The sequence below is a fragment of the bacterium genome, from assembly GCA_030654305.1.
Taxonomy (GTDB): Bacteria; Krumholzibacteriota; Krumholzibacteriia; order LZORAL124-64-63; family LZORAL124-64-63; genus PNOJ01.
Genome location: JAURXS010000082.1, coordinates 1 through 24,329, shown reverse-complemented (window position 1 = coordinate 24,329; position 24,329 = coordinate 1). Strand labels below are relative to the sequence as shown.

The 24,329-nt window shown below is 71.6% G+C and carries 21 protein-coding genes and 2 tRNA genes; all 23 read right to left on the bottom strand.

Going from position 1 to position 24,329, the window contains the following annotated elements:
• Nucleotides 1-1,183 (bottom strand): multiheme c-type cytochrome (locus Q7W29_02255; protein ID MDO9170633.1); only part of this gene is annotated, 1,183 nt, incomplete at its 3' end.
• A 183-nt stretch (nucleotides 1,184-1,366) separates the two neighbouring features.
• Nucleotides 1,367-2,938 (bottom strand): hypothetical protein, encoded by a 1,572-nt coding sequence (locus Q7W29_02250; GenBank protein ID MDO9170632.1) that lies wholly within the window; start codon nucleotides 2,936-2,938, stop codon nucleotides 1,367-1,369.
• A 316-nt stretch (nucleotides 2,939-3,254) separates the two neighbouring features.
• Nucleotides 3,255-4,208: a hypothetical protein gene (locus tag Q7W29_02245; GenBank protein MDO9170631.1), complete on the bottom strand. Its 954-nt coding sequence runs from the start codon at nucleotides 4,206-4,208 to the stop codon at nucleotides 3,255-3,257.
• Between the two features lie 290 nt (nucleotides 4,209-4,498).
• A tRNA-Asp gene (locus Q7W29_02240) sits at nucleotides 4,499-4,575 on the bottom strand.
• A 39-nt stretch (nucleotides 4,576-4,614) separates the two neighbouring features.
• Nucleotides 4,615-6,030 (bottom strand): glycoside hydrolase family 3 N-terminal domain-containing protein, encoded by a 1,416-nt coding sequence (locus tag Q7W29_02235; GenBank protein MDO9170630.1) that lies wholly within the window; start codon nucleotides 6,028-6,030, stop codon nucleotides 4,615-4,617.
• Entirely contained in the window at nucleotides 6,027-7,511 is a 1,485-nt protein-coding gene (locus tag Q7W29_02230; GenBank protein MDO9170629.1) for a SpoIID/LytB domain-containing protein, read from the bottom strand. Before Q7W29_02230 ends, Q7W29_02235 begins: the two co-directional genes overlap by 4 nt.
• A complete protein-coding gene (locus Q7W29_02225) occupies nucleotides 7,508-11,752 on the bottom strand; it encodes a C25 family cysteine peptidase (protein ID MDO9170628.1) in 4,245 nt (1,414 codons plus the stop codon). The genes Q7W29_02230 and Q7W29_02225 overlap by 4 nt, the downstream gene beginning before the upstream one ends.
• 181 nt (nucleotides 11,753-11,933) lie before the next feature.
• Nucleotides 11,934-12,554, bottom strand: coding sequence for a hypothetical protein (locus Q7W29_02220; protein MDO9170627.1), 621 nt, complete (start codon nucleotides 12,552-12,554; stop codon nucleotides 11,934-11,936).
• Between the two features lie 417 nt (nucleotides 12,555-12,971).
• On the bottom strand, nucleotides 12,972-13,568 hold the full coding sequence (locus tag Q7W29_02215) for a hypothetical protein (GenBank protein MDO9170626.1): 597 nt from the start codon (nucleotides 13,566-13,568) through the stop codon (nucleotides 12,972-12,974).
• Nucleotides 13,569-13,656: 88 nt separating this feature from the next.
• Complete coding sequence (locus Q7W29_02210) at nucleotides 13,657-14,304, bottom strand: hypothetical protein (protein MDO9170625.1); 648 nt, start codon at nucleotides 14,302-14,304, stop codon at nucleotides 13,657-13,659.
• A 254-nt stretch (nucleotides 14,305-14,558) separates the two neighbouring features.
• A tRNA-Val gene (locus Q7W29_02205) sits at nucleotides 14,559-14,635 on the bottom strand.
• Nucleotides 14,626-14,796 (bottom strand): hypothetical protein, encoded by a 171-nt coding sequence (locus tag Q7W29_02200; protein MDO9170624.1) that lies wholly within the window; start codon nucleotides 14,794-14,796, stop codon nucleotides 14,626-14,628. The genes Q7W29_02205 and Q7W29_02200 overlap by 10 nt, the downstream gene beginning before the upstream one ends.
• A gap of 87 nt (nucleotides 14,797-14,883) precedes the next feature.
• Nucleotides 14,884-16,080, bottom strand: a complete 1,197-nt coding sequence (mltG, locus tag Q7W29_02195) for an endolytic transglycosylase MltG (protein ID MDO9170623.1) — start codon at nucleotides 16,078-16,080, stop codon at nucleotides 14,884-14,886.
• Nucleotides 16,077-16,505, bottom strand: a complete 429-nt coding sequence (ruvX, locus tag Q7W29_02190; protein MDO9170622.1) for a Holliday junction resolvase RuvX — start codon at nucleotides 16,503-16,505, stop codon at nucleotides 16,077-16,079. The genes mltG and ruvX overlap by 4 nt, the downstream gene beginning before the upstream one ends.
• A gap of 1 nt (nucleotide 16,506) precedes the next feature.
• Nucleotides 16,507-16,938 carry an ATP-binding protein gene (locus tag Q7W29_02185; GenBank protein MDO9170621.1) on the bottom strand — a complete coding sequence of 144 codons (432 nt, stop codon included), beginning with the start codon at nucleotides 16,936-16,938 and terminating at the stop codon, nucleotides 16,507-16,509.
• An 8-nt stretch (nucleotides 16,939-16,946) separates the two neighbouring features.
• Complete coding sequence (locus Q7W29_02180; protein ID MDO9170620.1) at nucleotides 16,947-17,285, bottom strand: STAS domain-containing protein; 339 nt, start codon at nucleotides 17,283-17,285, stop codon at nucleotides 16,947-16,949.
• A gap of 98 nt (nucleotides 17,286-17,383) precedes the next feature.
• Complete coding sequence (locus tag Q7W29_02175) at nucleotides 17,384-18,364, bottom strand: RluA family pseudouridine synthase (GenBank protein MDO9170619.1); 981 nt, start codon at nucleotides 18,362-18,364, stop codon at nucleotides 17,384-17,386.
• Nucleotides 18,357-18,950, bottom strand: coding sequence for a signal peptidase II (gene lspA / locus Q7W29_02170; GenBank protein ID MDO9170618.1), 594 nt, complete (start codon nucleotides 18,948-18,950; stop codon nucleotides 18,357-18,359). Before lspA ends, Q7W29_02175 begins: the two co-directional genes overlap by 8 nt.
• On the bottom strand, nucleotides 18,947-19,324 hold the full coding sequence (locus tag Q7W29_02165) for a TraR/DksA C4-type zinc finger protein (GenBank protein ID MDO9170617.1): 378 nt from the start codon (nucleotides 19,322-19,324) through the stop codon (nucleotides 18,947-18,949). Before Q7W29_02165 ends, lspA begins: the two co-directional genes overlap by 4 nt.
• A gap of 9 nt (nucleotides 19,325-19,333) precedes the next feature.
• A complete protein-coding gene (ileS, locus tag Q7W29_02160; GenBank protein MDO9170616.1) occupies nucleotides 19,334-22,492 on the bottom strand; it encodes an isoleucine--tRNA ligase in 3,159 nt (1,052 codons plus the stop codon).
• A gap of 10 nt (nucleotides 22,493-22,502) precedes the next feature.
• A complete protein-coding gene (locus Q7W29_02155; protein MDO9170615.1) occupies nucleotides 22,503-23,345 on the bottom strand; it encodes a purine-nucleoside phosphorylase in 843 nt (280 codons plus the stop codon).
• A 177-nt stretch (nucleotides 23,346-23,522) separates the two neighbouring features.
• Nucleotides 23,523-23,771, bottom strand: coding sequence for a YggT family protein (locus Q7W29_02150; protein ID MDO9170614.1), 249 nt, complete (start codon nucleotides 23,769-23,771; stop codon nucleotides 23,523-23,525).
• 27 nt (nucleotides 23,772-23,798) lie between these two features.
• Nucleotides 23,799-24,329 (bottom strand): YggS family pyridoxal phosphate-dependent enzyme (locus Q7W29_02145; protein ID MDO9170613.1); only part of this gene is annotated, 531 nt, incomplete at its 5' end.

Genomic DNA, 24,329 nt, shown 5'->3' with positions numbered 1-24,329 from the left:
TGTGGCAGGGCGCGCAGTTGCCCACGTCGGGCGTGAAGGTGTGGAACGAGTGGTCCTGCAGCTCGCCGTGCAGGAGCACCTCGCGCACCATGTGGCACTTCACGCAGGCGTCGTCGATGTTCTTGTGCGAGTGCTCGCGCTCGTAGGTGTAGCCGGGGATCTCGTAGCAACCGGCGCCGATGTACATGTCCATCTGCGGGCTGCCGTGCGGCCCGAAGTGGGCGTTGCCGTTGGCGATCTGGCCGGACACGTTCGTCGCGTTGCGGCGGGCGTGGTGGCACTGGGCGCAGGTCTGGGCCGCCCCCTTGTCCTCCATCCTGGGGATGCTCGGGTCGCCCGGGGTCAGGCCCGGCGTGTACACGATCTCGACGGCGCCGAGGGCCCGCAGCTGGGCCATGTTGCCGCCGCCGGCCTCGCCCACGTGCGGGTCGTGGCAGGTGACGCAGCCGATGAAGTTGACGTCGCCGCCGAAGTCGTACGAGGCGTAGACGGGGTCGTGCGCGGCGATGAAGCCCTCGCTCGTGTGGCAGGGCTTGCAGCTCGCGCTGCCGCCGAACTCGTCGACGAACTCCTCGTGCGTCAGGCCGCTCGCCGTGCCGTGGCCGGAGGTCTGCCACTCGTCGAGCTGGCCCTCGTGGCAGGGCACGCAGGAGGCCGTGACCTCGCCGTCGACGATGGTCGAGAAGACCACGCTCGGGGTGTGGGCGTTGAAGTCCGGGCCCATGGGGCCGTGGCAGGACTCGCACTGGACGTTCTCGAGCGCGTCGCGGCGCGAGGCGGCCTCGACCGTGTCGACGCCGAAGTAGTCGTCGTAGCCGTGGACGTCGTCGCCGCTGGGTTCGAACTCGGTGACGCCGTAGGCGATCGGCGTGTCCCAGCCGGTGGTGTGGCACTGCAGGCAGTAGGGCAGGTCCTGGGACTCGGCGTCCAGGCCCGCGTAGGCGACGTTGTGCCCGGTCGTGCGCACGTCGGCAACGGTGCGGCCGTGGCAGTGCAGGCAGGCCTCGCCCTGGTAGCCCGCGTAGGTGAACTCGCTGGTGCCGCCGGGAGGCCCGGGAGGGCCGGCGGGGCCTTCGGGGCCCTGGGCGCCGACGGGCCCCTGGTCGCCTTCGCAGCCGACGAGGGCCAGCAAGCCGCACAGCATCAGGGCCGGCAGCAGCCCTTGCTTCACGATCCTGGACATGTTCAACCTCCTGTTGGGTGGGTCCCCCCCCGATATCCTAGTGCTATGGGGGACCATAGCGAGTGTTTGTTATCGATGCAAGGATAAATGTCATAGAATTATCATGGACTATGGATCTCATTGTCATATAAACAGATGCCCCCGTCCGCTCGTGGCGGACGGGGGCGCTCGCCGAGCGGGAGGTCAGCGGGATCCGACGTCGTACAGGGGCAAGATGTCGACCGGCACGTCGTCGAGCCGGTCCAGAGCCGCGGCCAGCACGGGCGGCATGACGCCGTAACGGTCCAGCAGGGCCTTCGCGCCGGCGTAGTCGCCGGCCGCCTGGACGGACAGCAGTTCCTGGACCAGCTGCGCGATCGCGCCGGGGAAGGCCTCGTAGGAGATCCGGAACTTGCCGTCTTCGGGCGTGATCACGCCCTGTTCCAGCAGGTAATTGAACTGCAAGGCGTTGGCCACGCCGTGGGCCTCCCCGATCCCGAAGCGGACCGAACGGAACAGCCCGGCCAGGTAGGTCGCGGCCTGCTCGCGGTAGATGGAGGCGGGGAACTCGCCGCGCTCCTGCAGGCGGAAGATGCACCACGGGCCCATCGCGTCGGCCTTGGCCTCCTCGATGGCCGAGTAGAGGTCCTTCAGCTCGAGCCGCACCTCGGTCGATCGCCCGTCCACGACGATGCGGCCCGGCCCGAGGCCGTGGCTCATCTCGTGCCAGAGCGTGTGCAGGAAGAAGGACTCGGCCGCGAGGTCGCCCAGCTGGTCGGCGACGACCAGGCGCTCGGCGATCGGCGTCAGGATGGTCGTGAACTTGGCGTCCATGATGTTGCGCAGCAGGACCTTCTTGCTGCCCTTGGCCTCGCGCACGCGCTCGTCGTTCGGCAGGTTGAAGGCGATGGTCTGCACCCCCGTGCGCGTGTCGCCGGCGGTGTAGACCTCGTCCACGACGCGGATGGGCGAGTCGCTGCCGCGGTTGGGGTTCTTGTCGGCCTCGGGCAGGGGCAGGCTCGACTCGAGCCAGGGCAGCACGTCCTTGAAACGGGCGAGGCGCTGCGACTCGGCGGGATCGGTGACCGTCACGAAGGCCTCGAACGCCGCCTTGTAGCCGAACAGGCCGTCCTCGTAGGTCTCGTACGGGCCGATGGTGATCTCGACGCGGCTGTCGACGTCCATCCACAGCATGTCCGAGGCGTAGTAGTCGTCGGACAGGAAGGCGTCGGCGCGGGCGACCAGGAACGCGGCCAGCGACGCGTTGTCGGTCAGCCCGGCCGCCTCGCGCAGCAGGCCGGCGGCGCGGGTCAGCTCCGCGCGGAAGAACTCGGAGTAGGGCACGGCGGCCAGCCCGCCCGCCGCGTCGCGGCGCACCATCGTGGTCAGGCCGGAGAGCGCGGGGTCGGCGCCGATCGCCGCCCGCTCCGCCTCGGTGAGGTCCGCCGGGTAGAAGTTCGCACCCTCGGGATGCGGCAGGCCGCCGATGAACGGCTCGAAGTGGAAACGGCGGTCCCAGGGCCCGGCGTTGATCCCGAAGTAGGCGCGCGCAGCGTCGGCGCCGGGACCGGCCGCGGCCCGCAGCGCCGCCTCGAAGCCGGCGCGGTCGGGCAGGGCCTGGTCCACGAACAGCTCGTGCATGATCGCCGACGCGGCGACCAGCCGGTCCAGCACGGCCAGCTCGGAGGCCGTCAGGCGCGAGAGGTCCGTACCGATCCTGGTCGGCGCGAAGGCGGCCAGGCGTTGCGAGATGTCGGCGACGATCGGCGTGTCCATCCTGGCGACCTCCAACCTGCCGCGGTCCGCGGCTCGATCCTGTGCGCGTGCGCCGACGGCCGGCCCGGTCAGGGCCTGGACCGCCAGGGCGGCGGCGGCGATTCGCAAGACACCTCGCATCGGCTTCTCCTCGTCGTTCGGGATGCGGTCCGGAGCGCGGCCGGCGGGAGGCCCGTCGCACCGGCGCCGTCAACGTAGCACCGACCGTGGCCGCGCTCAAGTCCGCGGCGAAAGCGTCCGGACGGAAACGCGGAGGCCGGTCGTCGCCGACCGGCCTCCCGCCGCGGCGCCCTTGCGCCGCCTTGTCACGTCGCGGCTAGTACAGGCTCTTGACCTGTCCCCAGCTCATCTCCTCGGTGGCCACCGGGATGGTCAGGAAGGAGGTCAGGCCGTCGGCGTTCCACATCACGGCGTTGTTGTCCGCGACCTTGGGGGTGTCGTAGCTGGGGTGGTTGGTGATCGACAGCGTCGCGTCGATCATCTGGTTGTTGAGGGTCGAGAAGAGCAGCGAGTACAGGATGCCGGGGGTCGAGCCGAAGACCGGCAGGTTCGTGTACAGGCCCATTTCCACGCCGCTGAGCGGGTTGCCCATGATCAGGCCGCTGGCGGGCGTGGCGCTGATCAGCAGGATGCGCGGATCGAGGTTCAGCTTGAACGCGGCGCCGCCGACCATCATCTCGGCGTTGCGCACGCAGATCCAGGCCTGGTGGAATTCGTCGAAGCCGCCGTTGTAGACCGCGGACAGCTGCGTGGCGGCCGTGTCGAAGAAGACGCCGATCTCCGGCGTGCTGCGCAGCGTCACGCTGGAGACAAGGCCCGTAGCCGGGAACATGATGGCGTTGTTGTTGGCGACCACCGGCGTCGCGTAGTCGGGATCGTTGACGATCGTCAGGTGGGAGTTGATCACCATCTCCGTCCCGAAGATCTGGATGGTGCAAATCACCGCGGGGTCGGTGCCGAACTGCGGCAGGGCGGTGTAGAGGCCGATCTCGGCGCCGGTCAGCAGCGAGCCGAAGAGGATGCCGTTGGCCCAGGTCTCGCCGACGATCATGAAGCCGCCCTCGGTCTCCATCTTGAAGGCCGCGCCGCCGATCATCATGTCGGAGTTGTTGATCAGGACGTAGCCGGTCTGCACGGTGCCAGGTTCGGCGACCAGCTGGGCCTGCAGCCCTTCGGTGTCGAAGAACACGCCGATGGTCGGTTCCGCGTTCACGACGGAGGCCGCGCTCAGCATGGCCAAGGCGATCAGTAACATGTGGCGACGCTTCATTCCGGGTCCCTTTCGTTGGCCTCATCGCTGAGGCGGCCGGTCCTCACGAAGTGGCAGGAGTCATGGGAACGGCTCCTGGCAAAGACCATGATGCGGGTGAATCTTAACGCAAATATCCGCAGAACTACAAGATAGATTTGACAAGTTCTTCACTTGTGCCGGGAGCTTGTTGCTGGTTTGTCATGGGTTTTGATATCTTATGATTTTCGCATGATCTGATTCGAATCCGGAGCCGACAAGTGCGCGGGGAGAAAGAAAAGACCCGCGCTCGGCGCGGGTCGGAAAGGCGGTGGCGGGAGCGACGAGATTCGAACTCGCGACCTCCGGCTTGACAGGCCGGCGTTCTAACCAGCTGAACTACGCCCCCACTCACGGTCGCCGAATATAAGCCGACCCCCCGGGGCTGTCAACCTGCGCGGTCCTGAATGTTCGACGACGAAGGCACGATCAGCGGGGCGATGTCGGCGGGCGTCACGCCGGCGCCGGCGACCACGGACCAGCCCCCCGGCAACAGGGCCTTGACCTGGAACGCCAGGCCCGGGTGACCCAGCACGACGCAGCGGCCGCGTTCCGCCAGCGCGCGCCCGAACCAGCGGCTAGCCGCAGCCAGCCGCTCGGGGGCGGCCGGAGCGTGCCCGGAGACCAGGAGCTGCGCCGCCGGCGGCTCACCGGACGAGTCGAACGGCACCGTCAGGCACCGCCCGCGCCAGCCGGCCGCGCGCAGGGTCTGCCGGTCCGGCGAGCCCCAGCGGTGGTCGGGCGCGGAGAACCACAGCGCCAGCGGACCCGCCCGCGGGTCCAGGCAGGGCGCGACGGCGCGGCGTCGCGCTTCGCGCCAGGCGGATTCCGCCTGGGCGTCGCGTCTAGGGAGCGGCGGCGCCGCGACGCCGGCGGGCGGTTCCGTGCCGTCGACCGGCAAGGCCCGCCAGGGGATCCCCCGGCACAACAGCCGGTCGCAGGCGCCGGCGTCGACGGCGGCGAGCCACGCCGGCAGCAGGTCGCCCGGTTCGGCCAGACCGTCGCCGAGCGCGGTGACGCCGAGCGCGGCCAGGGGCAAGCGTAGTGCGCCCATCGTGATGTCGTCGCTCAGCAGCAGGCCGGCGCCGAGCCGGCGCGCGCGCGCGGCGGCCGGCGGGCTCAGCGAAGCGGGACTCGCCTCACTCGGAGCGACGAGATGCCCCAGCATGATCGCCTCGGCGCCAGCCGCCAAGCCGGCGGCGTAGGGCCGCTCGTCGCGGAAGGGCACGGGCGACGCCGCGCCGAGGTGGGTGTCGCGCGCGACGGCGCCGTGCCCCGGCCAATGCTTCAGGCAGCAGCGCACGCCGCCTTCGCGCAGTCCGCGCACCGCGGCGGCCACGTGGCGGGCGACCAGGTCCGACGAGGAGCCGAAGGCGCGGCTGCCGATCACGGTGTTGCCGGGCGCGAGCAGGACGTCGGCGCAGGGGGCGAGCAGGCGGTCGATCCCGCAATCGCGGGCGCGTTGCGCCGTCGCGCGGTGGACGCGGCGGGTCAGTTCCGGGTCGTCGATCGCGCCGAGCGTCCAGGCGGACGGGGGGCGCCCCGCCGCCGCGGCGAGGACCGACACCGCGCCGCCCTCCTGGTCGGCCATGATCTCGGCGCCGGCGGGCAACGCGCGGCGCAGGTCGTCGCAGAGGCCGCGCAGCTGCCCGGCGTCGCGCACGTTGCGGCCGAAGAGGATGACCCCCGCCGGCCGGTGCCGTCGCAGCCAGGCCGCCTCCGCCGGCAGCAGCGCGGGGCCGAGCAGGCCGACGACCAGACGTCCGGCCACCCCCGCGCCGCCGTTGGCCCCGGCCCCGCTCACGGCGCGCCGATCGCTTCGAGACGCGCGCCGGGATAGTAGTGGGCGAGGATCTCGCGCACGTCGTGCCCGGCGCGCGCCATGGCCAGCGCGCCGTGCTGGCACAGCCCGACCCCGTGCCCGAAACCGCGGCCGGCGACCGTGACGCGGCGCAGGCCGCCGTCGCGTCCGGACTCGACGGACAGGTCGAAGTTCGCGCTCTCGAGGATGGAGAAACGGCCGTCGACCGGAACCAGGACCCAGCGGACGCGATCGCCGCGGATGCGGTAGACGCCCGCGTCGGTGCGGACGTCCAGCCGCGCGACGCGCCCGCAGCTCGTCCGGCCGGCGATCTCCAGGCCGCGCAACCGACCAGGCCGACGCGCGTCGACGCCGGCCCGCGCCGGCGCGAAGCCCTCGCCCGCCCAGTCCCGTCTCGCCGACGAGGCCGACAGCCACTGCAGGTACTCGGGCAGGGTGCGCTGCAGCACGCGCTCGAGATCGGCGGCGGACCACGACTTCTCCCAGCGGAACAGGGGCGAGCCCCGGCACCAGGCCTCTTCCGACGGGCCGTCCGCGACGCTCGTGAGGTAGGGGCGCGGCTCGCGCGGCCAGACCTCGTGCACGTCGCTGGTGCGTCCGCCGCAGGTCGAGCAGTAGTAGGCCTCGATCTCGCGGCCTCCGTGGCGGAGCACCAGGCCGCGCGTGTTGTCGACGGCCCGATCGCACCAGGGGTCGTTGCCGCGGCGCCCGTGGTAGACCTGGTCCTGCACGTCGGCCCACAGGTCGAAGCCCAGGCCGCTGCGGTCGCCGCGGTGCGCCAGGCTGTAGGTGCGGGCGGCGACGGCCTGCGCCTCGAGCGCGGCGAGCCCCGGCGCACCGGGGCGGCCGATCTCCCACGGCACGACCCCGCGCAGGTACTCCTCCAGCGCGACCACGTTGATCAGGGTGAGTCCGGACTGGGGGCGCAGGATCCGCATCTCGCCGCCGTAGGGCGTGTCGCCCCAGACCAGGCCGTGGCGGGGATCGACGGGACGCAGCAGCAGCGGCGCCGCGGCGACGCCGTCGCGGCCCCCGCCCCGCCAGGAGACGCCGCCGCGCCCGGCCTCGAGCACGCAGGCGGCGCCGGCGGGCAGGCGGGCCAGGACGCGGGCGTCCCCGCCGCCGATCAGTTCGGTCGCGCCCTCGACCGTCAGTTCGAAGCGGGGTTTGCCGGTCGCGAGGCCGATGGCGAGGAACACGGGTTCGTCGGACCGCAGGCCGGGTTCGTCCGCGGGCGTGAGCGTGTCCGCCGGCGTCGGCGACGGCAGGCGCGGTCCGTCCTCCGGCGTGACGTCGCCGGCGTGCGGCGCCGACACGGGCGCAGACGAGGCGGGCGGCGTCACGACGGGCCCACGCCGGCGGCCGGCGCAGCCGCCGCCCAGGACGGCGACGACGAGCAGGACGCCCAGCAGCGGGATGATCCGCACCCGTCCGGGCGTGCGCCTGCCCAGGCCCGCGCTCACCGCATCAGGACCAGTCGTTGCATGTCGCTGGCCACGACGCCCGCGCCCGTGGACAGCTCGACCCGGTAGAGGTAGACGCCGTTGGCGAGCCTGTCGCCCCGCCCGTCGCGCGCGTCCCAGGGCACGATCACCCGCCCGCCGCCGACGAAGTCGTCCGCGGCCACCGGCAGGCGCGCCGCGAGCCGGCCGGCGACGGTGTAGACCAGGATGCTGCCCGGACCGGGGGCGGCGTCGGTGGCGAACACGAAGCGGGTCCGCTCTCCCGCCGGGTTCGGGAACGCCATGAGGTCGGCGATGCCGGCGGTATCCCCCGTCTCGATCTCTTCCAGGGGGATCTCGGTGCCGCGGCCGTCGATCAGCAGCACGACCGCGGCCGGCCCGGCGCCGTTCTTGGCCGCGGTGAAGGCCAGGACGACGGTGTCCTCATCGACTCGGGTGAGCGTGACGCCCGAGAGCGCGACGTGGCGGCCCAGCAGCTCGAGCACGGCGTCCTCGGGCAGGAACGCGGCGGTGACGGCGCGGCCCGTGAACGCGCCCGGCCCCGGCGAGGGGAAGGGCGTCTCTCCGGCCACGTACAGTTCGCCCTCGAGGTACAGCACGACCGACACCGGCATCCGCACGGTGAACGCGGCGTGGGGGTCGTCGTCGCGCGCGGCGGCGGTGTCGTAGACGTGCAGGACCGCCGTCGCGTCCTGGGCGAGCACCGGCAGGCGCACCTCGAAGGCCGTGCGCTGGTCGCTGGTCGCACCGGCGGGTCGCGTCGCGGTCACCGTCGCGCCCTCGACGCCGGTCACCTCGAGGCGGTCGATCCCCGCCTCGTCGAAGGCCCTGACGGTGAGCACGACGGTGTTGGCCGCGTCCTGGGCCTTGACCGCCGCGCCGTCCTCCAGCAGATCCCAGTCCAGGCGCACGTCGAGACGCGGCGGGCCCGCGTCCAGCACCATCAGGGCGTCGCCCAGCAGGCAGAACTGCGCGACCGCGTGCCGGTACTGCCAGTTGTTGGGCGACGCGGCCAGGAACGAGGCCTCGGCGGACGCCAGCAATTCGCCCAGGACCCAGCGCGTGCGGCCGGACGGTCCCGCCGGCGGCGTCCGCAGCATCGCGATGGCCTGCAGGCGCGCCAGCGCCGCGTTGGGGTCGCGGTACTCGTAGCCGGGGCTGGCGTAGACGCCCACGGCGCCGGCGCCGGGTCGCAGCAGGAACTTCTCGCCCAGCGAGGGCCGCGTCGTCGGGTTCGACTCCGGCGAGATGTCGCGGGTCCAGCGCGAGACGTGGCAGCCCAGCCCGACGAAGACGAAGGGCTTGCCGGCGTTCGCCAGGCTCGCCACGTCCTGGCGGTACTGGATCACGGGCACGTCCTCGATGACCTGCTCGTGGGCCAGCACGTGGTCGTTGGCGTGCCCCTGGTAGGTGGCCAGCATGGCGCCGGCGCCGAACCGCGCCAGCAGGACGGGCACGATCTCGGTCTCGGCGATGCCGCGGAAGGCGAGGCGCGAGCGCGTGCCGCCGGGGAAGGGTTCGTGCAGGTCGAGCCAGTCGCCGGCGTAGACCCGCGACGCCTCGAAGGCGGGATCGCCGGGGTAGCCGTCGCGGGCGTCGGCGAAGGAATCCCAGAGCACGGCGCCCTCTTCCAGGCTGGTCTCGAAGACCTGCTCGCCGCTCTGGTAGATGAGTTCGTCGAGCCCGACGTCGTAGCCGTCCGACCAGGCGTCGTCCGCCACGACGATCGCGCGCTTCTTCCAGGTCCCGACGGCGGCTTCGAAGCCGATCACCTTGTCGACCAGGGTCGCGGCCTCGGCCGCCGAGTTGCACGGGAACCTGCCCACGAGCAGTTCCGGCAGGGCGAACGGCAGGGAGAGGTTGTCCCCGGGATAGTCGAGGCCGGCCCCTGGCGTGGCGTACCACTCGTCGGACGGCAGCATCTCGTTCTCGTAGTTGGTCGCGGTCCAGCGGAACATCGGCGCCGGCACGAAGTCGCGGGCCGCGTCGTCCGCGCTGAGCGCGCGCGCGTTCTCGTTGCCGTCGCCGAAGATCTGCAGGGCCCACGGGCCTCCCGCCTCGAGGGCGCGCGAGACCAGGCGCCTGATCGCGCGCGGGTTCTTCAGGCCGCCGCCGTACCAGTCGTAGATCGCGTGGACGTCGAGCACGGCGACCGTCAGGGGCTCGGGCGAGCGGGCGACGCGGTGGGCGGCCCAGCGCTCGGCCTCGGCGCGGAAGTCGGGGTGCGCGACCACGAGCACGTCGGCCCCGGCCGCCGCCGCCAGGGGATCGTCGGCCGCGGTCACGCGGCTGAGCCGGAAGGTCGGCACCGCGGGCAGCGCCGCGGTGAGCACGCCGGCGCGGGCCGCGAAGCGGCGGGCGCCGGGCGCGTCCTGGGCGGCGTCGAGCGAGAGGGTCCAGGTGCCGTCCCCGGCGTCGACGAGGTTGTCCCCCGCCAGCGCCACCCGCTGCGGGGCGCGCGGGTCGGAGATGTCGTAGACCCACAGCTGCGGATCGGTGAACCCGGTCACCGCCAGCGAGCGCTGCCCGGCGGCGTCGCCGGCGTGGAAGTCGAGGATGTCGTCCCGGGCGCGGTAGAGGGCGTCGTAGGCGACCTCGAACCAGTCGAGGTAGCCGATGAGGTAGTTCGTCGGTCCGCTGATCCGCAGCGCCGATCCCTCGAGGTCGGCACCGGTCAGGCCGGCGGGCGCAGTGAAGACGGCGCCCGCGTGGTTCGCCTGGAGCGTGCCGAGCGCGGTCGGGACCTCGTCGCGCACCAGCGCGAAGTTGAAGGTGCGCAGGGTGAGGCCGTAGCCGGAGACGCCGGCCCGCAACGACGCCGCGCCGCCGGGCGCGGGGTTGACGGCGCCGAGATCGCGGACGACCTCGCGGTCCTCCTTGCTGTTCCAGGCGTAGCGGTCCACGAAGGCGTTGTACGGGCGCACGATGTAGTGCGAGTCCTCCTCGCGCACGTCGACGCGGCGGTACGACGCCGCGGGCGCGCCCTGGGCGGGCGGCAACTCGATCTGCGACATACGGGCCCAGGTCTCGCCCACCGGCGGGTCGGCGACGGCCAGGTAGTAGATGTTGCCGCCGTTGACCGGGTCGAGCGCGCCGGGGTTCCAGGTCTCGAGCGAATCGCCGCAGCTGGCGTAGCCGAACTCGTTGTGGACGAACGGCCCGTCGTCGCGCGGACGCAGGCCGTAGAACACCAGCGCGTCCTCGCCGGCGAAGTCGCCGCCGTCGTCGATCAGGTCCGCCGGCACCTCGATCTCGTCGTAGGGCGGCGTCTGGCCTGGCACGTAGCGGCGCTGGTAGAGACGCAGCTGGTCCGCGGCCGCGCCGGCCGGCAGCAGCCCGGCGTTGGCCAGGTCGGCGGCGCGCAAGCGGAACAGGCCGGTGCGCGTCACCGGCACGCGGATCTCGGGGCCCAGCAGGGCCGCGCTGCGGCGCAGGGCGGACTTGTCCCCGCCGATCGGCGCCACGGCCTCGCGGGGCTGGGCGGACAGCGCGGCGCCGTTGAGGAAGAGATGGCCGAAGCGGGCGTCGCCGGCTTCCAGGCGCCCGCCTGCCTTGGCGACGGCCCCCGCCTCGGGCTCGAAGACGATCGTCCAGGCGGCGCGACGCAGCAGGCGTCGCGAACGCAGGTCGTCGCCGACGTCCAGCGGCCGGACCGTCAGCGGGACGATGCGGTGCCCGCGCCAGAGGCGAGGCTCCCCCACCTCCAGGCCCGCCGGAGCGCCGCCGCCGTTCGGCGCTTGCGCCGTCACGGCCTCGACGCCGCCGCGCGGCGGCTCGCCCGGCAGCAGATCCTGCTCTTCCATCACGGGATCGCCGCCGCCGGGATGAGGTCGCAGCACCAGCGTGGGCGCCGGCGCCACCAGGCGGCCGTCGAGGGGTTCCCAGACCGCCTCGTCTAGGCGGACGACCGCCCGCGTGCCCGGGGGCAGGACGAGCCAGTTCCCCAGGGCGGGCACCGAGGGGCGGCGCGGCTCACCCGTGCCGACGAAGCCGGGCAGTTCGAGACGGTGGTACGTCCGGCCGTCCCGCTCGAACGCCGTCCGCCAGACGGGTTCGCCCGTCTCCAGGCGGATCGTCGCGGTCAGCGGGTCCATCTGGGTGACGAGCAGCGGGGCGGCGCTTGCGATGCCGCCGGCCAGCAACAGGGGCGCGAGGGTCAGCAGTGGCGCGAGGATCTGCAGTGGCGAGAGGTGCAGCAGGACGCGCTGTGCACGCTCACCGTCGACGGGGAACCGGCTCATGCCGCGATCTCCTTGCCCAGGGGGAGGGCTTGGCTTCCAGGGGGTGGAACTTCAGGTCAGTATAAGAGCGGCCGCCGCGGCGGTCAACGCGCGGTGCGAGGGCATCGCCCCGCGGACGCGTGCCGTGCCAAACGGAAGGGGCGGGTCTCCCCGCCCCTCCGCGTGCCGATGTACGGCAAGGTCACCGGTACAGCGTCTTGATCTCGCTCCAGGAAGCTTCGTCGGCGGCGACGAGGCACTGGCCGGCCTCGGGGCCGTTGATGCGGAACACCGGGTTGTACACGTAGGGCGTGCCCGGCGTGCCGCCGGTGGCGGGGTAGCAGGGCGTGTTGAAGCCCAGCGTGTGGACGAAGCCCGGGGTGCCGCCGGGGAAACTGACCGAGCCGGGGATGTTCGAGATCGTGAAGTCGATCACCGCGGCGGCGTTCAGGATGATGACCTGCATCGTGCCCAGCACCACGACGTTCTGCGCATTCGGATCCAGGGGCGCGGCGCCGTTGCCGATCACGAAGTCCTCAGCATCGTTGTCGACGTCCAGTCCGGACATCACCCACGTGCCGATCATGCTGGCCGCATTGGTGTTGGTGATGCGCGCCTCCCAGGCCAGCACCGGCGAGTTGCTGGGGTTGGTGATGCACATGTAGATGTTCGTCGGCACGAAGGCGGGCACGTTGATGCAGTTCACGGCCGGCCCGGTGCTGGTCGCATCGGCGTAGATGCCCATGCTGTCGGGACCGGGGTAGGCCCAGGCCATGGACGCGGTCAGCACCATCACGCTCAGGACGAGTAGCATCTTCTTCATCGGTCTGTCCCCTTTCGCTCGGAATTGCCAATCACCAGAATCGACAGTCACACGGAGTTTCCCAGTCAGAGCTTGCAGGCACGTTATCGGCTGCCTAACCGCACGCGTCGACGGCACGTCGCACCCGCGACGGATCGCCCGCGCCATGTCGCCCACGTCTTATCGCCCGCGATGACCTTCTCGGTCCGCGATGGCAGGCCCCGCTCCCATCGGACAGGATGCCGGGATTCCTGCGTCGGTTGAGCATCAATATCCGGGCAACCGCCGGACCTGTCAAGCGTCTTTCCCCGGCAACAGCCTCCCATGTGGCGCCGGGAGACGGCCGGGGACCGCGACGGGAAGGGCGCGCCGTAAAGGAACGGGGCCGCCCCGGAGGGCGGCCCCTAGCTGACAGTCACTCGAATCGCTGGGCGAAGACTAGTACAGAGCCTTGACGTTGCTCCAGGACATGTCCTCGTTCGCGACGACCATGCACGCGGTGTTGATGCAGGCCTGGGGCGCGGTCATGATGCCCGTCAGGACCTGGCACGGGGTGTTGATGCCCAGGGTGTGCACGTAGCCGGGCTGGCCGGCGGGGAAGCTGACGGAGCCAGCGACGCCCTTGACCGTGAAGGTCGCAGCCGAGCCGGCACCGGGGGCGGCGCCGTACATCGTCTTGCTCGCGAGCACGATCGCGTTGGCCTGCGGGTGCGGCGTGGTGCCCATGCCGACAACGAAGTCCAGGGCGTCGCCGTCGACGTCCAGGCCACCGTTGAGGGTCCAGGTACCGGCGACCGTGAAGTTATTGGTCTCCACGATCGTGCACTCCCAAGCCCGGATGAAGGCGCCCGACGGACGGGTGATCATCAGGTACACGTTCACCGGAGCGAAGCCGCCGGCGTACGTGATGTTGAACGAGGTAGCAGCGGTATCGAAGTAGACACCGAAGCCGTCCGGATCGGGATCGACCTGAGCCGAGGCGCTGACGCTGAAGGCCAACAGCGCGATGGCGGTCAGAGCTAACAACTTCTTCATGTTGCGTCTCCTTTGTGTTGTCTGCCTCGGTCAACTGGTTGCCGAGGAGTGTCGCCCCGCGGCCCGGGGCCGCGGGGCTGAGAATTCCTTACGGGCACACCACGTTGACCGAGCTCGAGAAGAGCACCAAGTCGGACAGATTCACCGAACTGTCGTAAAAGTAGTTGGCTCTGTAGTCGGTGGTGCCATAGGAAGCCGAGAACAACGAAACGTCGCTCAAGTCAACCACGCCATCCGCGAAGAGGTCGGGGCTGTTGAACAGAACGTTCAGGTCCTCGCCCACCAGCGGAGAGCCGTTGATGATGACCTGGGTCAACTCACCGGCCACCTTGTTCGAGTAGCCGCCGGCATAGAACGGGCCCACGAAGGTCGTGACGCCGTTGATGTCGGTGTTGGCGTTGGCCAGGGTGCCGTTGGTGCAAGCCGCCAGACCGCCGAGCGTCGTCTCCAGCCACATGTCCTCGAAAGGATAGGCGAAGACGGCGTTCATGCCGGCGTCGAACAGCGTCACCGTGATGGTGGCGTTCACAACGTCCAGGGGCGGCGTCGTGATGGCTCGGGCCTCAGTCATCAGGTTGCCGGTGCCGTCGGGAGTCAGGAACACGCTCACCTGGGGCAGTCCCGCGGGCAGATCGGCGTTCGAGTTGACCAGGTCAGGGACTCCCGCCACGCCCAGAGTGCTGACACCCAGGGCAGCGACGCAGATCACAAGACCCACAATGTTCCTACGAAGCATTAGGACACCTCCTAAAAGGCATTTTCATGCGAGGGTGGCAAACCCAAGCGAGAACGAGTGCAATTACGTTGACCCTCCCTTCCACTCTTCATAAGTCCTTAACTTGACGATATGAGTGTACCACCGGGGAGGACGGCGTGCAACACTATTTTTTGGGTTACCGGCCCCCTTATTCACAGATGATCATAAGTTGAGACAATGATAGTCTTGTATCAGGTTCCCGAAAATGCCGGATTGGGGTCCATCGGGGAGGGTGGTGGGCGAAACAGGGTTCGAACCTGTGACCCCCTGCGTGTAAAGCAGGTGCTCTGACCAGCTGAGCTATTCGCCCTTGCCCCGCAGGAAGGACCGCAACAGGAACAGCGGCACCAGGACGCAATACCCCAGGACCAGCAGCAGGGGCGCGACGGTGATGTCCCCCCCGGCCAGCAGCGCGTAGCCGGCGGCGATCGTCGCGAACCCCAGAATCAGCCCCAGGTACTTGCGGAACATCGTTCTCCCCTCTCGGCCCCGCGGCGTGCCTCCGTCCGCGTGGCGCCAGGGTAGCCCCGCGGCAGGGCGGCGTCAAGACGGCGTGGGTCAGGGCGACTCCGGCGCCGTCGCGGGGGGCGGTCCGCTCGCGGAGTCGGCGAGCGCGGCTCCCGTCTTCGGAGCGGCCGACGCCGCGGCCCGGCGCTGGCGGTAGACTTTCACCGCCGCTTCGTGCTGGGCGTGGGTGCGCGAGAAGACGTGACCGCCGTAGCCGTCGGCGACGAAGAAGAAATCCTCGCAGCCGGGCTGGGGCTTCAGCACCGCCGCGATCGCCGCGAGCCCCGGGTTGCCGATGGGGCCCGGCGGCAGCCCCTCGTTGAGGTAGGTGTTGAAGACCGACGGCGTGCGCAGGTCGGAGTACAGGATCCGCCGCCCCTTCTTGTCCAGGGCGTAGGCGACGGTGGGGTCGGCCTGCAGCGGTCGGCCGGCGCGCAGGCGGTTCAGGTAGACCGCGGCCACCCGCGGCATCTCCGAGACGCGCGGCGTCTCCGCCTCGACGATGGAGGCGAGGGTCAGCACCTCGTGCGGCGTGCGCAGGGGCAGGTCCCCCAGCGCGAGACGCGCCCGCGCGTCGGGGACCCAGCGGTCCCACCCCGCGCGCATGATCGCGCGGGCGACGTCGCGGACCGAGGCGCCTTCGGCGAAGTGGTAGGTCTCGGGGAACAGGTACCCCTCGCAGAGCGGGAACTCCCGCCCGCGGGCGAGGCTCTCCTGCAGCAGGGCCGCGGCGTAGGCGGCGGGATCGCCCGCCGTCTCGAGCAGCAGCGCGCGCACCTCGGCGTCGCAGGCGGCGCGGAACGTGGCGGGCGCCCAGCCGAAGGCCTCCGCGACGCCGACCACCGCCTCGCGCGTCGGCAGCCCCTCGGGCACCATGACCACCACCGGCAGCGTCCGCCCGTCGACCAGCAGGATCAGCAGTTCGCGCGGAGACAGCCCCCGCGGCACGGCGTAGCGGCCGGCCCGGATCGAGCGGTCCGAACCGGTCAGCCGCGCGCCCAGCACGAACGCGCGGCGGCGGTCCAGCAGTCCGCGCGCCTGCAGCGTGTCGGCGACCGTGGCGAGGCTGGAGCCGGGCGGCACGCGGATCTCGACCGTCCCGTCCCCGCCGGGGCCCGCGCGGTCCCACTCCGTCCAGGCCCAGAAGACCGTGCCCACCGCGACGAGCAGGACCACCGCCGACGACCACGCCAGGAAGCGCAGCGCCCTGACGAGATGCGAGGTCGCCGTCCGGCTGGGCGCCGTCACGCGCCACCGTCCCGGCCGGCGCCCGCGGCGTCCAGGTACTGCTGCAGGATCAGCTCCGCCGCGACCGCGTCGGGCGACTCGCGGCCGCGACGGCGGCCGGGACCGCGCAGCAGGCGTTCGGCTTCCTGCGTGGTGTAGCGCTCGTCGACCAGTGCGACCGGCAAACCCAGATCCTCCCCCAGCTTCCCGGCGAAGCGCTTGGCCCGTTCGGCGATCTCCCCCAGCCTGCCGTCGGCGGTCAGCGGCAGCCCGACCACCAGCTGGTCGACGCCCCGCTCGCGGACCAGGGCCGCCACGAAGGCGGCCACCGGGCCGTCGCGCCCGGCGCGGTGCACCGTGACCGCCGTGGCGAGCGTGCGGGTGGGATCGCTGACCGCGATGCCGATGCGGCTGGTGCCGTAGTCCAGGGCGAGCACGGCGCCCACGTCAGTCCTGCCGGGGATGGCGCTTCACCAGCTGCACGCGGAAGCGCCCGTCGGGCGCGTGGTCGAAGGTCAGCTCGTCGGTGAACTCGCGCATGATCGTGATGCCGCGGCCGCGCTCGCGCATGAGGCCGTCGGGCGGCTGCCAGTTGCGGAAGTCGAAGCCGGCGCCCTGGTCCAGGACCGTGACGCGGATCTCGTCGGGGGCGAAGCGGAAATGGAGCTCGACGCGGCGCTCCTGCTCCATGCCGTTGCCGTGTTCCATGGCGTTGGTGCAGGCCTCGATGACGGCCGTGCTCAACTCGTCGATATCCTTCTGCTCGTACGGGAGGTCGCTCGCCAGCTCCATCAGGATCGCATCGGGCACGCCGAGGAACAGCAGCCGGCTGGGCAGCATCACCTCGACCTGCTGGGAGGAACCGTTCGCGCTGGTCATGGCTCCCCCTAGGCGAAGCTGCGGACAGCTTCTTCCTCGTTCGAGTAGGAGACGAACACGGTGTGGAGCTTCGAGACCATGAAGATGCTCTCCACGCGATCCGACACGTTCAGCAGCCGCAGGTCGCCGCCGCTGCGGCGCACCGTCGAATAGCCGGAGATCAGGATGCCCAGGCCCGTGCTGTTGACCCAGTTGACCTTGGCCAGGTCGACCAGGACGTTGCGGTGGCCCTCGTGGATCAGGGTCTTGAGCGTGTCGTTGAACGCGGCGGCGTCGGGCCCGCCCATCAGCTTGCCGTTGAGCTCGAGGATCACCACGCCGTCGCGCTTGCGTTCCCTGATCTTCACCTGGCCTCCTTCCGGCGCCGGTCGCGGCGCGTCCCGACTGCGAGGATACGGACCGGCCCCGGCCCTGTCCAGCCCGAAGCAGCCGCGGGCCGCGCCGGCTAGTCCGCGCTCGGCGTCGCCCGGCGCAGGATCCCGAGCACCTCGGCGATGTCGTCCGGCAGCGCCGAGGTGAACACGAGCGGCTCGTCCGTGGCGGGATGGCGCAGTCGCAGCTCGCGCGCGTGCAGCATCTGGCGGCCGGCCCGCGCGACCATGGCCTGGGCCGCGTGGCGGTCCAGGGGGTGGACCAGCCGCTCGCGGGCGTCGTCCCCGTACAGGGGATCCCCCACCACGGGGTGGTGGCCGTGCGCGAAGTGGACGCGGATCTGGTGGGTGCGGCCGGTCTGCAGCTCGGCGTCGCAGTGCTGCACGAACCCGAAATCCTCCACCACGCGGTACCGCGTGCCGGCGGGCCGCCCGCCGGGGACCACCGCCATCATGCGACGGCGGTGGGGATGGCGCCCGATCGGCTCGGCGATGAGGCCCTCGCGGTCGTCCCACTGCCCCCAGCTCACCACGGCGTAGATGCGCCCCAGCGTGCGGTCGCGCAGCTGGGCCGACAGGCCGCGGTGGGCGAGCTCGGTGCGGGCCACGGCCAGCAGGCCGGAGGTATCCTTGTCCAGGCGGTGCACGAGCCCGGCCCGCGCGCTGTCGCCGGGCAGGTCGCCGAACCGGTGCAGCAGGGCGTTGACCAGCGTCCCGGAGCGGTGTCCCGGGGCGGGGTGCACGACCATGCCGGCGGGCTTGTCGATCACGACCAGGTGCTCGTCGCAGTGGACCACGTTCAGGGGGATGTCCTGCGCGCCCAGGTACGGCGCCGGCGGCGCCGGCCGCGTGAACTCGACGAGGCTGCCCGCGTGGACCCGGTAGTTGCTGGGGCGGGGGCGCCCGTCGACCGTGGCGGCGCCCTCGGCGAGCGCGCGCTGGATCCGGCTGCGGGACGTCTCGGGCATCCGCTCCGTCAGCAGGAGGTCGAGCCGGCTGTTCGCCTCCTGCGGCGTGACGGTGAACGAGAGGCGGGGCTGTCCTGCGTCAGTCATCGCGACGTCCCGGGTCGGAGGAGCCGGGCGCGGGATCCGCGTCGGCGATGGTCCCGGCGTGTTCGCCCGCGGGCGCCGGGTCGCCGGGCGCGGTGCGCGGCGGGCGGTCTTCGCGCCACAGCGACAGGAACAGGGCCGCGCCGCCGAGCGTCACGCCCATGTCCGCCACGTTGAACGTGTAGAAGCGGTGGGCACCGATCCCCAGGTCGATGAAGTCGACGACCAGCCCGCCGTAGAAAGCCCGGTCTACCAGGTTGCCCAGCGCGCCGCCCATGATGGCGGCCAGGGCGCAGCGGCGCAGCCGCTGACCGGGGTCGGTGCGGCGGTAGAGCGCCGCCAGGACCGCCGCCGCGAGCAGGCTCACGCCGATCAGGAAGCCGCGGCCGCCCAGGGGCAGCCCCATCGCGGCGCCGGGGTTGCGCACATAGGCGAAGCGGGCCACGTCGCCGAGCACCTCCACCGGGCGCGCGAGGCGGTCCACGTTCGCCAGCACCAGGCGCTTGGCGGCGAAGTCGGCCACGAGCACCAGCGGCGCCAGCAGCCAAGGTGAGCGGAGGCGCGGGAGGCCGAGGCGGGGGCTTCTCAATGCCGCTCCTTCTCCTCGCGCTCCTTGCATTCGATGCAGAGCCTGGCGTCGAGCTTGGCCTTGAGGCGCTCCAGGCCGATCTGGGCGTCGCAGCCGGTGCAGACGCCGTAGCTGCGGTCCTCGATGCGCAGCAGGGCCTGCTCGAGCTGGTAGAGGTAGCGCCCCTCGCTGCTGGCGAACTGGATCGTGGTCTCGTACTGGAACTCGTCGCTGCCCTGGTCGGCCATGTGGTTCGAATGGGCCTTGGCCAGGTCGCCGCCGAAGTCCTCCCCCTCGTGGTGGATGATCTTCGTGTGCTTGGCGAGCGACTTCTCGACGCGCTCCTTCTCCTCGAGGATGAGCTTCTGGAATCGCTCGAGTTCGGTCTTGCGCATGGTCCCTCCTCAGTTGACGGCCAGCCGGGCGATGGCCACCTCGATGGCGACGCCGTCGACCTCGAAACTGTCGGTGTGGGGCAGGTCCGGCGAGGCTGCGACCAGCTGCGCCAGCGTCTCGCCCGCGATCCTCTCCCCGAAGCGTTCCAGGGCCCGCCGCGCGTCGCCGTCGCCGGCGACCGCCAGGCGGATGCGGTCGGCGACCGCGAACCCGCTCTTCTTGCGCAGGTTCTGCACCCGGTTGATGACCTCGCGGGCCAGGCCCTCGTCGAGCAGCGCCTCGTCGAGGGTCGTGTCCAGCGCCACGGTCATCCCGTCGACGGAGCCGGCCGCCCAGGGGGCGAGCCCCTCCTCGGAGACGCGCGCCTCTTCGAAGGTGATGTTCTCGGCCACGCCCTCGACGTCCAGCTCGACCGAGCCCGTGCGGCGCAGGGCGAGGGCCTGCTGCGGCGTCATCGCCGCGATGGCGCGGCCGGCGGCAGGCGCGCGCTTGCCGAAGCGCGGCCCCAGGGCCCGGAAGTCGGCCTTGGCCGACAGGCGGGCGACGCGCAGCGGATCGTCCAGCGCGGCGATCTCCTTGATGTTCAGTTCCTCGGCCAGGATGCCGCGCAGGCGCGGGTCGCCGAGCAGCGCCGCGGCGCGGTCGTCATCGGCGTGCAGGAGCATCCGCCCCAGGGGCTGCCGGGTGCGGATCTGGGCATCCTGCCGCAGGCTCCGGCCCACGCCCACCACGGCCTGCGCCGCCGCCATGACCGCCTCGAGCTGCGCGTCGACGCGCGCCGCGTCGCACGCCGGGTAGTCCGCGAGGTGGACCGAGCGTTCGCCGCCGCCGTGCAGCGCCCGGTAGATCTCCTCGGCGGTGAAGGGGATCATCGGGGCGAGCAGCCGCGCCGCGCCGTCCAGCACCTCGAACAGGGTCGCGAACGCGGCGCGCTTGTCGGGCGTCGTCTCCCCCTGCCAGAACCGGCGGCGCGACAGGCGCACGTACCAGTTGCTGACGTCGTCGATCACGAAGGCGCCGATCGCCTTGGCGGCGCGGGTGAAGTTCAGCTCCTCGAGGGCCGCGCGGGCCTCGGCGGCGGTGCTGTGCAGCCGGCTCAGCACCCAGCGGTCGAGCAGCGACGGGTCGGCCGGGCCGTCGTCGTTCGGGTCCCAGGCGTCGAGGTTCGCGTAGAGCGAGAAGAACGAGTAGACGTTCTCCAGCGTCGCCAGCAGCTTGCGGCGCGCCTCGGCCACGCCCTCGGCGTCGAAGCGGGTCGGGGTCCACAGCGGCGAGACGGTCAGCATGTACCAGCGCAGGGCGTCGGCCCCGTGCTCGCGCATCAGCGCCATCGGCTCGACGGTGTTGCCCAGGCTCTTGGACATCTTCTTGCCGTGCTTGTCCAGCACCAGCTCGATGGTCAGGCAGCTCTTGTAGCTGCTGCGCCCCGTCAGGAAGGTGCCGATCACCAGCATCGTGTAGAACCAGCCGCGGGTCTGGTCGATGCCCTCGCTGATGAAGTCGGCCGGGTACTGGCTCTCGAACAGCTCGCGGTTCTCGAACGGGTAGTGGTACTGGGCGAAGGGCATGGCCCCGCTGTCGAACCAGCAGTCGATGACCTCGGGCGTGCGCCGCATGACGCCGCCGCAGCCCGCCCGCGCGCAGGGGAAGGTCAGGTCGTCGACGAAGGGCCGGTGCAGGTCGAGCCGCGACTGGTCCGCCCCCGACAGCTGCGTGAGGTCGTCGCGGCAGGTCGGCAGGTGCTGCTCGCCGCAGGCGTCGCAGATCCAGACGTTCAGCGGCGTGCCCCAGAAGCGGTTGCGGCTGAGCGACCAGTCGATGTTGCCGGCCAGCCAGTTGCCGAAGCGGCCGCTGCCCACCTCCGGCGGCGCCCAGCGGATGTCGGCGTTCGCGGCCAGCAGCTTCTCACGCAGCTCGCTGGTGCGGATGAACCAGCTGGGCGTGGCGTAGTAGATCAGCGGGTTGCCGCAGCGGTCGTGGAAGGGGTACTCGTGGGTGTAGCCCTCCTCGCGCAGCAGGCAGCCCCGGGCGCGCAGGTCGCGGATGATCTGCCGGTCGGACTCCTTGACGGCGCGGCCGGCGTAGGGCGGCACCTCGTCGGTGAAGCGCCCGGCGGCGTCGACCGGGCTGAAGAAGGCCAGGTTCTCGCGCAGGCCGGCCTGGTAGTCGTCCTCGCCGAAGGCGGGCGCCAGGTGGACGATGCCCGAGCCGCTGTCGAGCGTGACGAAGTCGGCGGCCACGATCTTGAACGCTTCCTTGCCGGCCGGGACCGGCAGCAGCGGGAACAGCTGCTCGTAGCGGCGGCCGAGCAGGTCGCGGCCCTTGCAGCGGCCGAGCACCTCGGTCGGCGTGCCCGCGTCCAGCACGCCGAGGCGCGCCTCGGCCAGGACCAGCACGTCGTCGCCGTGGCGCACCCGCACGTAGTCGTGGTCCGCGCCGACGGCCAGCGCCACGTTCGAGGGCAGGGTCCAGGGCGTGGTCGTCCAGGTCAGGAAGTGCTCGTCGGCATCGACGGCCTTCAACTTCACGAAGATGCTCGGATCCTCCACGGTGCGGTAGCCGCTGGCCGTCTCGTGGCTCGACAGGGGCGTGCCGCAGCTCGGGCAGTATGGCACGACCTTGTGGCCGCGGTAGAGCAGGCCCTCGGCCGCGAAGCGGGACAGGATCCACCAGACCGACTCGATGTAGTTGTCCTGGTAGGTGATGTAGGGGTCGTCGAGGTCCACCCAGTAGCCCAGCCGCTCGGTGAACTCGTCCCACTCCGCCTTGCAGGCCCACACGCTCTCGCGGCACTTGGCGTTGAAGGCCTCCAGCCCGTAGGCCTCGATGGCCTCGCGCCCCTGGATGCCCAGCTGCTTCTCGACCGAGCGCTCGACCGGCAGGCCGTGGGTGTCCCAGCCCGCCTTGCGCAGCACGCGGTGGCCGGTCATGGTCTTGTAGCGGCAGGCGATGTCCTTGGTCAGGCGCGCGGCCACGTGGTGCACGCCCGGCAGGCCGTTGGCCGTGGGCGGCCCCTCGTAGAAGACCCAGTCGGGCCGGCCCTCGCGCCCGGCGATGCTGCGGCGGAACACGTCGTGCTCGCGCCAGAACGCGCTGACCAGGCGCTCGGACTCGGCGTCGTGGATCTTGCGGGCCAGCGGCGCGTAGCGCGGCGTCTCGTTCGACATGCCTTCCGTCCTAGGCGGCCCCGCCCGCGGGCGGGAGCCGTCGCAGCAGTTCGGTCACCAGGCGGCAGAGCTTCGGCTCGATCAGCGCGGCGGTGCGGATGATGCCGTCGACGTCCGCGGGGTGCAGGGCGTCGGGGAAGCAGGCGTCGGTCACCGCCGACAGGCCGAGCACCCGCATGCCGCCGTGCACCGCGACCAGGCACTCCGGCACCATCGACATGCCGACGGTGTCGGCGCCGATCGCGCGCAGGAAGCGGTACTCGGCCGCGGTCTCGAGGTTCGGGCCGGCGACCGCCACGTAGACGGCCCGGTGCAGCGGCAGGCCGAGCTCCAGGGCCGTCGTCTCGGCCAGCTCCACCAGCGCGCGGTCGTAGGGTTCGCTCATGTCGGGGAAACGGACGCCGAGGCGATCGTCGTTGGGGCCGAGCAGCGGGTTGTCGCCCATCAGGTTGATGTGGTCGGTGATGACCGTCATGTCGCCGGGGCGCAGGTGCGGGTCCATGCCGCCGACCGCGTTGGACATCACCAGGGTCCCGGCGCCGAGCGCGCGCATCACCCGCACGGGCAGGGTGATCTGGCGCATGGTGTAGCCCTCGTAGTAGTGGACGCGGCCCTGCATGGCCACCACGCGGCGGCCGCCGAGGGTGCCGAAGACGAAGCGACCGTGGTGACTCTGCACCGTCGAGCTGGCGAAGTGCGGGATCTCGGCGTAGTCCAGCGTGCACTCGGCTTCGATCTTGTCAGCCAGGGCGCCGAGGCCGGTGCCCAGGATCAGGCCCACCTCGGGCTCCAGCGGGCAGCGCCCGCGCAGGAAGTCGACGGCTTCCCGGATCTGCGTCCACGTCTCGTTCAAGTCCGTCCTCCGGGCTGTCGCGCCCCCAGGCAGGGTGGCCGGGGCAGGGTGGCCGGGGGCGCCGCGGGGCGGCCCACCGTCTGGAAACGAGGAAACCTAGCATGCGGGCGGACCAGGGGGAAGGACAATCGCCCCGGACGCTCCGGGCGCCCCGGGCATCAAGAGCGCGCGCCCCGCCTAGCCGGACAGCAGCTTGGTGAGCAGGGCGCAGCCCAGACGCACCAGCAGCAGGGCCAGGATGGGCGACAGGTCCAGGCCGCGCAGCGGGATCAGGGGGCGCAGCAGATCGAGCAAGGGGTCGGTGACCCTGCAGACCATCACCAGGATCTCGTGACGGGGCGTGGGGTTGAGCCAGCTGATGACCACCCTGGCGATGATCAGCCAGCTGTAGACCTCGCAGCAGGCGAGCAACAGTCGCAGCAGCACGCTACCTCTCCTTCCGGCGGCGCCGGCTCAGGCGCTCGGCGGTCGCGCCCCGAACACGGCGGTGCCCAGGCGCACCAGGGTCGCCCCCTCGGCGATCGCGATCTCGAAATCGTCGGACATCCCCAGGCTCAGCTCGGGCAGCGCCAGGCCGGTGGCCGCGCGGGCCGCCTCGACGAGGCGACGCACGAGGGCGAAGGTCGCGCCCAGCTCGGCCGGCGGCGCGTCCTGGCGGGCCATGGCCATCATCCCGCGCAGGTCCAGGCCCGGCAGCGCGGCGGCGGCGACGGCCGCCGCGACGGCCGCGTCCGGATCGAGCCCGAACTTGCCCGGCTCGCGGGCGGCGTTGACCTCCAGCAGGACCGGCTGGCGCAGGCCCCGCTCCAGCGCCACCTGCGAGATCCGCTCCGCGAGCGACGGCGTGTCCACGGCGTGGATGAGCGCGAAGCGGCCGACCGCCTTGCGCACCTTGTTGGCCTGCAGGGGCCCGATGAAGTGCCAGTGCAGGCTCTGGGCGGCGGCGGGCCCCAGCCGCGCCGCGAGCTCGTCCTGGCGCGGCAA

Bases quoted from the DNA above. Each gene is read 5' to 3' on its own strand.
- Q7W29_02245 (MDO9170631.1), bottom strand. From the start codon at position 4,208: ATGAAGCGTCGCCACATGTTACTGATCGCCTTGGCCATGCTGAGCGCG.
- Q7W29_02220 (MDO9170627.1), bottom strand. From the start codon at position 12,554: ATGAAGAAGATGCTACTCGTCCTGAGCGTGATGGTGCTGACCGCGTCC.
- Q7W29_02165 (MDO9170617.1), bottom strand. From the start codon at position 19,324: ATGCGCAAGACCGAACTCGAGCGATTCCAGAAGCTCATCCTCGAGGAG.
- Q7W29_02200 (MDO9170624.1), bottom strand. From the start codon at position 14,796: ATGTTCCGCAAGTACCTGGGGCTGATTCTGGGGTTCGCGACGATCGCC.
- Q7W29_02215 (MDO9170626.1), bottom strand. From the start codon at position 13,568: ATGAAGAAGTTGTTAGCTCTGACCGCCATCGCGCTGTTGGCCTTCAGC.
- Q7W29_02225 (MDO9170628.1), bottom strand. From the start codon at position 11,752: ATGAGCCGGTTCCCCGTCGACGGTGAGCGTGCACAGCGCGTCCTGCTG.
- Q7W29_02175 (MDO9170619.1), bottom strand. From the start codon at position 18,364: ATGACTGACGCAGGACAGCCCCGCCTCTCGTTCACCGTCACGCCGCAG.
- Q7W29_02250 (MDO9170632.1), bottom strand. From the start codon at position 2,938: ATGGACACGCCGATCGTCGCCGACATCTCGCAACGCCTGGCCGCCTTC.
- Q7W29_02210 (MDO9170625.1), bottom strand. From the start codon at position 14,304: ATGCTTCGTAGGAACATTGTGGGTCTTGTGATCTGCGTCGCTGCCCTG.
- Q7W29_02185 (MDO9170621.1), bottom strand. From the start codon at position 16,938: ATGACCAGCGCGAACGGTTCCTCCCAGCAGGTCGAGGTGATGCTGCCC.
- ileS (MDO9170616.1), bottom strand. From the start codon at position 22,492: ATGTCGAACGAGACGCCGCGCTACGCGCCGCTGGCCCGCAAGATCCAC.